The sequence below is a fragment of the Pseudomonas sp. 10S5 genome, assembly GCF_035019745.1.
Taxonomy (GTDB): domain Bacteria; phylum Pseudomonadota; class Gammaproteobacteria; order Pseudomonadales; family Pseudomonadaceae; genus Aquipseudomonas.
In genome coordinates, this window is sequence record NZ_JASJVL010000003.1 from 335,572 (window position 1) to 347,522 (window position 11,951).

At 56.5% G+C, this 11,951-nt stretch carries 7 protein-coding genes; all 7 read left to right on the plus strand.

Annotated features, from left to right (window positions below; genetic code table 11):
* The first annotated feature begins 584 nt into the window (after nucleotides 1–584).
* The 7 genes from QN378_RS04855 (at nucleotide 585) to QN378_RS04885 (ending at nucleotide 11,790) form a co-directional block, all read left to right on the plus strand.
* Nucleotides 585–1,517: a LysR substrate-binding domain-containing protein gene (locus QN378_RS04855; protein WP_322202860.1), complete on the plus strand. Its 933-nt coding sequence runs from the start codon at nucleotides 585–587 to the stop codon at nucleotides 1,515–1,517.
* Nucleotides 1,518–1,662: 145 nt separating this feature from the next.
* Nucleotides 1,663–3,087, plus strand: coding sequence for an aldehyde dehydrogenase (gene aldA / locus QN378_RS04860; RefSeq protein WP_323549020.1), 1,425 nt, complete (start codon nucleotides 1,663–1,665; stop codon nucleotides 3,085–3,087).
* 83 nt (nucleotides 3,088–3,170) lie between these two features.
* Complete coding sequence (locus QN378_RS04865; RefSeq protein ID WP_322202864.1) at nucleotides 3,171–4,520, plus strand: MFS transporter; 1,350 nt, start codon at nucleotides 3,171–3,173, stop codon at nucleotides 4,518–4,520.
* 1 nt (nucleotide 4,521) lies between these two features.
* The gene (locus QN378_RS04870) at nucleotides 4,522–5,739 is read left to right on the plus strand and encodes a mandelate racemase/muconate lactonizing enzyme family protein (protein WP_322202866.1); all 1,218 of its coding nucleotides are present in this window, start codon (nucleotides 4,522–4,524) and stop codon (nucleotides 5,737–5,739) included.
* A 66-nt stretch (nucleotides 5,740–5,805) separates the two neighbouring features.
* Nucleotides 5,806–7,413: a GMC family oxidoreductase gene (locus QN378_RS04875; protein ID WP_322202868.1), complete on the plus strand. Its 1,608-nt coding sequence runs from the start codon at nucleotides 5,806–5,808 to the stop codon at nucleotides 7,411–7,413.
* A 483-nt stretch (nucleotides 7,414–7,896) separates the two neighbouring features.
* Nucleotides 7,897–8,577, plus strand: a complete 681-nt coding sequence (gene deoC, locus QN378_RS04880; RefSeq protein ID WP_322202870.1) for a deoxyribose-phosphate aldolase — start codon at nucleotides 7,897–7,899, stop codon at nucleotides 8,575–8,577.
* Between the two features lie 282 nt (nucleotides 8,578–8,859).
* The gene (locus QN378_RS04885; protein ID WP_322202872.1) at nucleotides 8,860–11,790 is read left to right on the plus strand and encodes an EAL domain-containing protein; all 2,931 of its coding nucleotides are present in this window, start codon (nucleotides 8,860–8,862) and stop codon (nucleotides 11,788–11,790) included.
* Nucleotides 11,791–11,951 lie beyond the last annotated feature (161 nt).

Here is an 11,951-nt window from a genome sequence, read left to right on the forward strand (position 1 = left end):
GGCGAAGATCGACAAACGATAAATTCAACGCTTAAACGTTCGATAAACGCATGTTACTGACCGTAAGGGAGGCTGCCGCTTGAGCTAGACAGGCCGGACGGATGAAAGCGCGGGTACGAAACACTGTGCGGTGGCCACAAATGCCCCTTGTTCCAGGTGGAAACAAGGGGGAAACGGACGGTGTCGAAGAGGTAACGGCGCCGTTCGGGGCAATGCAACGCGGCATCAGGCGTGGATTGAACGGGTAGTCGGAAACCTTGAGCATTTCCAAGTTGGTCTGCACTTGCTCGTAAGCCAGCTTGTAAAGCTCCTGTTGTTCGGCAGTGGCGGCTTGTTCGCCGAAGGAAGGTTCGCGAAAAGTCCGTGTAGTAGCCGAAACGCCCGACCACGTCGGTGCAGGTGCGACCCCAGTTCGATTTCGCTGATTCCGGGCTTTTCGGGGCAGGCGAAGATTCGCGGTGTTGACAGGGTGGGGCGACCGCATCGAAATCGCACCGCACAACACAAAAATGCATGTTACTCAGGAAATTTCCCACAAGCCGTGGGATGCTTGGCACTCGTCAGCCCCTGCGCGAGTACTGTTCATGAAACGCAAAATGCCCGCGCTCAATGCGCTCAAAGCCTTCGAAGTGGCTGGCAGCACCGGCAGCTTTACCCGGGCGGCGGAGTTGCTTAATGTCACCCAAAGTGCGGTCAGCCGCCAAGTGCGTCAGCTCGAAGAACAGCTCGGCGAGAACCTGCTGGAGCGTCGGCATCATCACCTCGAACTGACCAGCGCCGGCCGGGTTTTGCTGCGGGCGCTGCATCAATCCTTCGACAAAATCGAGCTGACGGTGCGCAGTATTCAGCAGAAATCCCACGCCAATCGCCTGCACATCAATGCGCCGCCGACCTTCACCAGTCGCTGGTTGATGCCGCGCCTCGGACGGCTGCGGGAGAAGCATCCTGAATTAGAGCTGAGCATCACCACGCGCTTGCAAGACAGCCTGGCGCAAACCAGTACCCTGGACTGTGCGATCCGGTTTGGCGATGGCGAGTGGGATGGCCTGGACAGCTCGCTGTTGATCCAGGAACGGCACATCGCAGTGTGCACGCCGTCCCTGTATGCAAGGGAATGGAGCGAAGGCGGGATCGACCTTAATCGTCTGACTTTGCTGCACGTGCTGGCCCGGGAAGACCAGCGTTACTTGACCTGGAAACACTGGCTCGATGCGGCGAAAATCAGCGGCGTCGATACCCAGGGCGGTTATGAATTCGACCTGCTGGACTTGGCGATTCGCGCGGCCACCGATGGGTTAGGCATCACCATTGCCGACTGGCACATGGTCGCGCCGGAATTGGCCAGCGGGCAGTTGACCCAAGTACTGAACGTGCATGTGGAAGGGCATCAATCCTATTGGCTGGTAACCCGGCCGGAGCAAACGTTGATGCCGCAATTGCAGGTGTTCAGCCAGTGGTTGCAAGAAGAAATCTGGTTGGCGCAAAGGCAGCTCGAACCCTCCACCGCCGCCAGCTAAACTCCCCCGCCCCCACAGGGATTTTGATTCGTTAAGGGGTAACCTGCCTTTTTCGAATGTTCCCGCGCTCAATAAATCGTTTGTTCAACCCCCTCAGGATGCCAAGACTGCGGGAACTGGATAAAAACAACGATGGGCGATTCACATGCGACTCGAGCGAAACTTTGTAAACGGTCACTTTATTGAGCCTGCCAGCGATGCGCTGATTGCAGTCTACAACCCGGCGACCCAAGCCTTGGTCGGTCAGGTTTCGGCCGCCACCAGCGCTGAAGCCACCGCAGCTGTTGAGGCTGCCGCCGCCGCCCAGAAGCGCTGGGGCAAGCTCACCAGCATCGAGCGCGCAGAGCACCTACGTTCATTCGCCGACGCCCTCGAAGCCTGCGCCGAAAACATCGGTTCTGCCCTCGCCGCCGAGTCCGGTAAGAGCGTGGCCGACGCCAGCAACGAAGCTCGTTACGCCGCGCAGATCACCCGTTACCACGCCGAGTGGGCGCGGCGGATCGAAGGTGAGATCATTCCCAGCGACACGCCTAACGAAAACCTGTTCCTGCACCGCGAGCCAATCGGTGTGGTCGCCTGTCTGATTCCGTTCAACTACCCGGTCTACACCTTGCTGCGTAAAATCGCCCCGGCGTTGATTGCCGGGAACACCGTGGTGGTGCGCCCGAGCAACAACACCCCGACCTCGGCGTTTGAAATCGCCAAGGCTGTGCAGCAATCCGGTTTGCCGGCTGGTGTAATCAACATCCTGACCATGGATCACGCGACCGCTGCTGCGGTGTGCACCCACAAAGCCGTCGGTTTGATCACCCTGACCGGCAGCGTCAACGCCGGGCGCATTGTGCTCGATTACTGCAAGGTCAACATCGCCAAGCCATCGCTGGAACTGGGCGGAAAAACCCCGGCGATCATCGAAGCCGACGCTGACCTTGAAGCCGCCGCCATCGCCATCGTGGCATCCAAGACCACCCACTGCGGCCAGTTGTGCACGGCGGTAGAGCGGGTTTACGTACAGGAAAGCGTCTACGAGCAATTCCTCGCGCTGCTGAAATCGAAAATCAGCGCCGTAAAATTCGGCGACCGCACCACCGACGCGAGCCTTATGGGCCCGCTGGTTAACGCCAGTTCGCAACAGAACATTCATGCCATGGTCGAGCGCGCCGTCGCCGACGGTGCTGTACTGGAAATAGGCGGTTTTATCCCGCAAGGCGCCGGTCATTTCTATCCGCCTACGCTGCTGAGCAATTGCCGCCAGGACATGGAAATCATCCAGGAAGAAATCTTCGGCCCGGTGCTGCCGGTGCTCAAGTATCACGACATCGACGAAGCGCTGGCCATGGCCAACGACCACCAGTTCGGCCTGTCGTCGGTGCTGTACACCGAGAACTACCGCACCACCATGAAAGTTGCCAACGCCATCGAGGCCGGTGAGTTGTACGTCAACAGGACTCCGGCCGACCCGTACCAGGGCTTCCACGCCGGATGGAAACGCTCTGGTCTGGGTGGTGATGACGGCAAGCACGGCATGCTCGAATTCACCCAGACCCGACTCGTGGTGATGAAGTACTGATCCACCTGCAACACGCCTCCCGCAGCACCTATAAAAATAATTATTGGCGCGCCCGGACCACCGGGCTGCCCGAGGTCTCACAGATGTCCAAGCCTGTAACCACTTTTGCCGCTGTTCAGGGTTCGAACGCGGGTGCAAAAAGCCACAGTGACAAGGGAAGTCGCTACGTCCAGTTGATGCTGTTGGTGCTGGCCGCCGGGGCGATCTACCCGATCCTGTACCTGCGGCAGGTCTACCAGACCACCATGCTTGAGGTGTTCCAAATCAACCACAGCGAGCTGGGTTATCTGTACTCGATGCTGGGGACGATTTTCTTGCTCAGCTACTTGCCGAGCGGCTGGCTGGCGGACCGGATCGCGCCACGCTTTTTGATTTTCTTTTCACTGGTGGCCACTGGAGCCCTGGGGCTCTGGTACTCCACGGCGCCGTCGATGATCGGTCTGATGATCATCTTCGGTTGCTGGGGGCTGACCACTGGCCTGACGTTCTGGGCCTCGGTGCTCAAGCGGGTGAAGATGATTGCTCACCACACTGAACAGGGCCGGTTCTTCGGTATCCTCGACGGCGGTCGCGGCCTGGTGGAAGCCTTGCTGGCGACGGTTGCTTTGGGGCTGTTCGCCTTCGCCACCGAAACCCGTGGCGAGTCTGCCGCTGAAGGCTTCAAGCACGTGGTCTACCTCTACGCCATCACCTGTATCGCCATCGGCTGTGTGCTGGTACTGATCAAAGATCCGAAGTCGATGGAAGACACCGCGCCAGTGGAGAAGGGCAAGTACAACCTGCTCAGCGACCTGGCCACGCTGGTAAAAATCCCGGAGCTGTGGCTGGTGACAGCCATTGTGTTCTGCGGTTATCACATCTTCTGGGCCACCTACAGTTTCTCCGATTACCTTCAGGGCGGCGGTATGACCGCGGTCATGGCCGGCACCATCACCACCATCAAGTTGTGGATGCGTCCGATTGGCGGGATTGGCGGCGGCTGGCTCGGTGACAAGTTCTCGAACATCTCGGTGCTGATTGTGGCGCTGTTCTTCGCGACACTGGCAATGGTCGGCCTGGTCGTGTTCCCGGCGCTCAACAGCATGGGCCTGTTGATCGGTACGGTGATCTTCATCGGCCTGATGACTTACGCGATTCGCGGCTTGTACTGGGCGATCCTCGACACCTGCAACATACCGCTGCGCATCACCGGCCTGGCCATCGGCATCGTCTCGGTGGTTGGTTACCTGCCAGACGCTTTTATTCCGTTGATCAACGGCTACCTCACCGAGCATTTCCCCGGTGCCGTTGGTTACAAGCTGTATTTCGGCTACATCGCTTTCGTCGGCCTGCTCGGGACTCTCGCGGCCCTGACCTTGCGTGCTCGTATCAGCCGTAAATCTGTGATCAAGACTTCTTTGATCAAGACTTCTTTGAATAAAACAGGTGCCTGAGATGAAAATCGTCGCCCTTGAAACCCATATCGTTGCCGTACCGCCGCCGCACATCGGCGGTATGTACTGGCTGTTCGTCAAGCTCAAGACCGATTGCGGTATTGAAGGCGTCGGCGAGATCTACGCCGCGACTTTTGGCCCCAAAGCGATGCTGCCGATCATCGAAGACGTGTTCGAACGCTACTTGCTGAATCACGACCCGCACCACATCGAACGCTTTTTCCGTCAGGCCTATTCCAGCGGTTTCACCCAGCGTCCGGACCTGACGATGATGGGGGTGGTCAGCGGCCTTGAGATGGCCTGCTGGGACATCATCGGTAAAGCGGCGAATAAGCCGGTTTATGAACTGTTGGGCGGCAAGGTCAACGAGCGCCTGCGTTCCTACACCTATTTGTACCCGGTCAACAGTAAGGGCGAGTACGACTACGACGACCCGGACCTGGCTGCCGAATGTGCGATCGAGAACATGAACAAAGGTTTCACCGCCGTGAAGTTCGACCCGGCCGGGCCTTACACCGCCTACTCCGGGCACCAGATCTCGCTGGAAGTGCTAGAACGCTGCGAAACGTTCTGCCGCAAAATTCGCGAAGCGGTGGGCGACAAGTGCGACCTGCTGTTTGGCACTCACGGGCAAATGGTCCCATCGTCAGCGATTCGCCTGGCCAAGCGCCTGGAGAAGTACGACCCGCTGTGGTTCGAAGAACCGGTGCCGCCGGGTCAGGAAGACGCCATGGCGCAAGTCGCCGCCAAGACCACAATCCCGATTGCCACCGGCGAGCGTCTGACCACCAAGTACGAGTTCTTCAAGCTGTTGCAGGCTGGCGGTGCGTCGATTCTGCAGATGAACGTGGCGCGCTGCGGCGGACTGTTGGAAGCCAAGAAGATCGCAAGCATGGCCGAAGCCTATTACGCGCAAATCGCCCCGCACCTCTACAACGGGCCGATTGGTGCTGCGGCGAGTTTCCAGTTGGCGACCTGCACACCGAACTTCCTGATTCAGGAAAGCATCATGACCTGGGGTGGTTTCCATGCCGAAGTCCTGACCAAACCGTTGCAATGGGAAGACGGCTACATCATCCCCTCTACCGAGCCGGGCCTTGGGGTAGAGCTGAACATGGACGTGGTGCGCAGGCATTCGCCGTACATCGGCGAGCGTTTGCACCTGCAAATGGCGCCGACTCCGGCAGACGTCAAAGACACATCGCCGGCCAGAGGCTGACGCAAAATGGCGTAACCCCGTTCCCACAGGGTTTGCGCCTGACGGTTTATTTGGACAATGACTTAAATGACATACGACTACATCATCGCGGGCGCAGGCGCCGCGGGCTGCATCCTCGCCAACCGGCTTTCGGCCTCGGGGAAATATACGGTGTTACTGCTGGAGGCGGGCGGCAAGGACAGTTCCCTGTGGTTCAAGATCCCGGTCGGCTTCGCCAAAATGTATTACAACCCGACCTTCAACTGGATGTACTACAGCCAACCGCAAAAGCAGCTGAATAGCCGGAAAATCTATGCCCCGCGCGGCAAGGTCCAGGGCGGTTCGGGCTCGATCAACGCGATGGTCTACGTCCGTGGCCAGGCCCATGACTTCGACGACTGGGCGGCCAACGGCAATGATGGCTGGGGCTTCAAGGACGTGCTGCCGTACTTCCGCAAACTGGAAAACCATCCACTGGGCGACAGCGAATACCACGGTGGCAGCGGCCCGATCAGCATCACCCCGATGAAGGGCCAGACTCATCCGATCTGCGATGTGTTCCTCAAGGGGTGCGACGAACTCGGCTATCCGCACAGTGATGACTTCAACGGCCCGAAATTCGAAGGCTCGGGCATCTACGACGTCAACACTAAGGACGGCCAGCGCAGCTCCAGTAGTTTTGCGCATCTGCATCCAGCACTCAGCCGCCCGAACCTGACGGTCGAGCATTACGCGCTGGTGGACCGGGTGTTGTTCGAGAACGATCGGGCCAGCGGCATTTCCGTAACTCAACACGGCCTCGTCCGCACCTTTCAGGCGCGCAAGGAAGTGATCCTCTGCGCCGGTGCCGTCGACACACCGAAGATTCTGCAACTGTCCGGTGTCGCCGATAAGGCGTTGCTAGCCAGGCACCAGATTCCGCTGGTCAAGCACCTGCCGGCGGTGGGGCAGAACCTTCAGGATCACCTGTGCGCCAGTTACTACTACAAAGCTAATGTCCCGACGCTTAATGACCAGCTCAGCTCGCTGTTCGGCCAGCTCAAGCTCGGCCTCAAATACCTGCTGACCCGCAAGGGTGCCTTGGCGATGAGCGTCAATCAGGCCGGTGGTTTCTTTCGTGGCAACGAGGCGCAGGCCAACCCGAACCTGCAGCTGTACTTCAACCCGTTGTCGTACCAGATCCCGAAAAACAACAAGGCCAGCCTCAAGCCCGAGCCGTATTCCGGTTTCCTGCTGTGCTTCAACCCGTGTCGGCCGACCAGCCGCGGGCATATCGAGATCAAGTCGAAGAACCCTCGGGACGCGGCACTGATCGACCCCAATTACCTGAGCACGCAAAAGGATATCGACGAAGTGATCCAGGGCAGTCGGCTGATGCGCAAAATCATGCAGGCGCCGGCCTTGAAAAGCATCACGGTTGCGGAAGTGCTGCCCGGGCCAGTGGTCGAAAGCGACCAGCAGATGCTGCAATACTTTCGCGAAAACAGCGGTTCGATCTATCACCTGTGCGGCTCATGCGCGATGGGTGCGGATGTACAGAAGTCGGTGGTCGATAAACGGCTTAAAGTCCATGGCATCGATGGCTTGCGCATCGTCGATGCGTCAATTTTTCCCAATGTGACGAGCGGTAATATCCACGCCGCAGTACTGATGGTTGCGGAGAGGGGCGCCGACCTGATTTTGCAAGACGCCTGATTCGTTGCATATTGATCGAAAAACCTTGGGAGCCTGTTCGGAAAGCACCCACTGCGAGTCTCCCTCCAGAGATTTGCGCGGCCCGGTACTCACAGTATCGGGCTTTTCATGTTCGTAAAATTCACATGAGTCATCGGTTTTCGTGCTCGCTTCGTCTATTGGCAGGGTGCGAAAGGACATAGTGCTGCCTCCGGCCCTTACCTCTTCGAGCTGAGCGTATTCCTCTGTTAATAGATAGGTAATCGCATCGCTTGGTGAGATGAAGTTCAAGGTAGATAGAGCGCAGAAAATCACTAGGCGACTTGAATAGCATTTCGCTAATGTGCGGCGTTACTTCGCGTAGTTTTTAGCTCAAAAAAAGCCGCGATTTCTTCGCTGAGTAGAGATTCATTAAAGTATTTACAATGTGAAATTATTAACATTTAATGATTTAAATGTAACATTTTCGCAGCTGCCTCGCTGCACTTTGCAAAGGACATCGTTATGCCAGCCTCGACTTCCGCTTTTGCCGCCTACATAGACCACACACTGCTTGCTGCCGACGCGTCGCAAGCCGCCATTCGGCACCTGTGTGAAGAGGCGATTGAGCACGGTTTTAAATCGGTGTGCGTCAATAGTGCCAACGTGCCATTGGCCGTGGAGTGTTTGCGCAATACATCGCCGTTGGTGTGCGCCGTTATCGGCTTTCCGTTGGGGGCGGGGTTGAGCGTAGCTAAAGCGTTTGAAGCCAGCGCTGCCATCGAGGCTGGCGCCAGTGAGATAGATATGGTGCTTAATGTTGGTTGGCTTAAGGATGGCTTACTGAATCAAGTGCGTGAGGACATCGCTCAAGTGTTCAACGCCTGCAAAGGGGTAACGCTCAAGGTGATTCTTGAAACCGGCCTACTCAACGAGGCAGAGAAAATTCATGCCTGTGAAATCTGTCGCGACTTAAAAGTTGGCTTCGTCAAAACCTCTACCGGCTTCGGACATGGTGGCGCCACATTGGATGACGTACTGCTGATGCGCCGGGTGGTCGGCCCGGACATTGGCGTCAAAGCATCGGGTGGTGTGAGAGATGCGGCCACCGCACAAGCCATGCTCGACGCCGGCGCAACTCGCTTGGGTACTAGCTCCGGAATTTTTATCGTCAGTAACGGCCAGGTCGCGGCGAATGCGTATTAATTTGATGTGGGCGATTGGAGAGCCCTTCTTGGTGATGCTCGTCGGCATTGGTTAGGATCTTAAAACATGCGGCAGCATCAAGTTAGAGCCGGGGGATTCACTCATCGCGGCAGGCGATTGCCACTTATAACGCTGACTAGAGAATTAAGCTTCGACGGCGATTTGTACTTAAGGGTATAAAACTATTGAATAAAAAAGCGAAAAGCTTTGAATGACACGTTCAGCGCCGACTTGCTAGCAATCACTAAGATGAGTACTGCCAGTTCCTGGCATGGAGCGCTGATGAGCATTCGTCCTGTGACAGACGCCCTGCGGCAGCCAAAAGCTGATAACGTCGTGATACCTCAATCAACGAGCAAACAGGGATATGGGATGACGGCTGTTGGTCGTGAGGATTCGATCAAGCACTTATTAGATGCCGCGCGTAATTGGCCGCATTCAACTGCCTGGGCGGTGTACCGAGCGGGCGAGCAGTTACATCTAGTGGGACAGGGTGATGCACGCGCGCAGTGGCCATCCATTATTGCCAACGAGGCGTTCGAGAATTTCTGCGCAGGGCGATTGTATTGCTGGCCGACTGGGTCGGGGGAAAGTGTTTTGGGTTGGCTGTTGGCGCCGCTGGATGACGCTGACGAGCCGGAACTTGCCGATTTCGCATTGCGCTTGGGCCGTCAGGTGCAAACGGACACGTTAGCACGCGCTCAGATCACTCAACGCGTTCTGTATGAAATTACCTACCTTGCTAGCTCTACCCGCGACCGATCAGTATTCCTGGTGGGTATTCACCAACTTCTTGCGACGCTGATTGATGCGGAAAATTTCTACCTCGCGCTCTATGATCCGCACACGGGCAAGATTGCGTACCCGTATTACGTCGACATTATTGATGTTGATGCTTTGGAATCCGAGAACTACGAATATCTGGATCCCACGCACCTTTCGATGACCGGGCAAGTACTCACGTCGGGTCAGCCGCTGCTGGTTGATGCCGCCGAGATCCGAGCTGCACAGGCCGAGGGTCGTTTTTTCTGCGTAGGTGATCGTCCTCAGTTCTGGATGGGGGCACCGCTTAAAAACGCCTCCGACGAAGTGTTCGGTATGTTGGCGATGCAGGTATATGACGTGTCTCGCATTTACAGTGCGGAAGACCGAGCGTTGTTTTTGGTAGTGGCACGTCATGTCGCAATGGCGCTCGACCGGCTTTTGCATCGAGCGGACCTTGAAGAGACAGTCATGCGCAGGACACTGGAGCTCTCGGCGCTCAATGATGCACTGCGCCAAGAAGTTGCCGACAGGGAACGTGCCGAGCACCTACAGAACGTATTGTTCCAGATTGCTGAACTGTCCAGCCGCCCTGGCGATATGGCTGAGTTGTTTCGGAGTTTGCATGGAATCGTCGGTGATTTACTGTTTGCGAAAAATTTCTACATCGCGCTATTTGACGAAGCTACCTCAGAGGTCACCTTTCCTTACTACGTCGATGAGCAGCTTGGCGGGCGTCCGTTTGCGCGCCGTGGCCAGCGAGGGTTTACGGAGTATGTAATTCGCCAACGGCAGCCTTGTCTGATCGACGCCGCAGAGGCATCGCGCTTGAAGGATAGGGGTGAAATCGATATTTTCAGTGATGCTGCCCTATCTCAATCTTGGCTCGGCGTGCCGTTATTCGAAAATGATGTGGTTCGTGGCGTGTTGGTGGTGCAGAGCTACAGCACCCAGTTCAGTTACTCTATGCGTGATCAAGAATTACTGACTTTTGTGTCACGGCACATCGACACCGCATTGTCCCGACGCAGTGCCGCAGATGCGATTCACACGGCCAATCTAAAACTTGAAGCCCGGGTTCAGGATCGTACCCGTGAACTTGATAATGCGAATGCCAAGTTGCAGCACGAGAACTCCCATGACGGATTAACCGGCCTTCCAAATCGGACCTACCTGCAACAGAGTCTAGACGCCGCTTGGGTGCGTTTTGGCAAGAATGGCCGACCTTTAGCGGTAATGTTTATCGATTTGGACCGTTTCAAAGTCGTCAACGATAGCTTGGGCCATCATTTTGGTGATTTGCTGCTGTGTGAGGCTTCCTATCGTTTGCGCGGCTGTTTGCGCGAATCCGACTTACTGGCGCGATTGGGCGGAGATGAGTTTGCGGTCATGGCACCTGAAGCTCCGCTTGAAGTAGTAATCGATATTGCGGAGCGTATTCTGGCTGCGTTCGACCTGCCTTTTTTTATCACCGGGCATGAAGTGTTCTCGTCGTGCAGCATTGGAATCGTTTGCGCCGATGCTCAGTTTCATCATGGGCCCGCCGAGCTGTTGCGCGACGCCGATATAGCGATGTACCGGGTCAAAAGTGGGGGGCGTGATAGCTATGCGGTTTTCAACCAAGAAGTGCGCCGTGAGGTGTCGGATCAGGTCGAGCGCGAAGGGGCGCTGCGCAATGCGCTCAAGCGCACCGACGAATTGTTGCCATACTTTCAGCCAATAGTCAGTGTAGAAACCGGAGAGCTGGTAGCGCTGGAAGCCCTTATTCGTTGGCATCTAGCGGACGGTCGTGTTATTGCGCCGGGAGAGTTTTTGCCTGATGTCGAAGGTCTGCGTCTGATTGGTCGGCTCGACCTGTATATGCTCAACAGCATCGCGGTGATTCTCGCGCGGCCCGAGCACTGCAATTGGCCACCGGTGCATGTGAACTGTTCCAGCTACAGCATGGCTCGCCCTGAGTTCGCCAGCGAAGTACTGTCATTGTTGGCGCGACACAACGTTGCACCATCGCGGATTTGTCTTGAACTGACCGAGGGTGCTTTGGTAGCTGAGCCCGCTATTGCGCGACAAACCATGCAGCAACTGGCAGATCAGGGAATGTCGGTGGTGCTCGATGATTTCGGTGCAGGATTCTCTTCGTTAAGCTATGTGCATCAGTACCGTTTCAGCGGCCTTAAAATAGACAAGTCCTTCATCTTGGAGCTGACGGCTAGCCCTCGCAGCCGGGCTATCGTTCGAGCCATTGTGCGGATGGCTGAGTCGCTAGACCTTTCCGTGGTGGCTGAAGGGGTCGAGGACGAAGCGACCCTGAACTTACTGCGCGAAATGGGTGCAAGCCAAGCTCAGGGTTACTATTTCGCAAAACCCATGGCGCTGGAAAAGCTGATCGCTATCGTCGAGGCGCCTCAAACTTGGCGTTTGGCGATTCCAACCTATGATATCCATGACTGATCACGGAAATAAGTCTTGACGTAACTTCTTATGGGCCTATAATTCGCACCTCTTCCGGAGCAGATGAAACGAAAACTCCTTGTTAATCAATGAGTTAACCAGTTTTGTTAGCGAGGAAGAAGCTTCGGTCGCGGTGATCGGCAGCGGTAAGAATAGGCAGT

Excerpts from the sequence above, each read along its gene's own strand:
- QN378_RS04875 (WP_322202868.1), top strand. The coding sequence starts at position 5,806 with ATGACATACGACTACATCATCGCGGGCGCAGGCGCCGCGGGCTGCATC.
- QN378_RS04855 (WP_322202860.1), top strand. The coding sequence starts at position 585 with ATGAAACGCAAAATGCCCGCGCTCAATGCGCTCAAAGCCTTCGAAGTG.
- QN378_RS04870 (WP_322202866.1), top strand. The coding sequence starts at position 4,522 with ATGAAAATCGTCGCCCTTGAAACCCATATCGTTGCCGTACCGCCGCCG.
- QN378_RS04885 (WP_322202872.1), top strand. The coding sequence starts at position 8,860 with ATGAGCATTCGTCCTGTGACAGACGCCCTGCGGCAGCCAAAAGCTGAT.
- QN378_RS04865 (WP_322202864.1), top strand. The coding sequence starts at position 3,171 with ATGTCCAAGCCTGTAACCACTTTTGCCGCTGTTCAGGGTTCGAACGCG.
- aldA (WP_323549020.1), top strand. The coding sequence starts at position 1,663 with ATGCGACTCGAGCGAAACTTTGTAAACGGTCACTTTATTGAGCCTGCC.
- deoC (WP_322202870.1), top strand. The coding sequence starts at position 7,897 with ATGCCAGCCTCGACTTCCGCTTTTGCCGCCTACATAGACCACACACTG.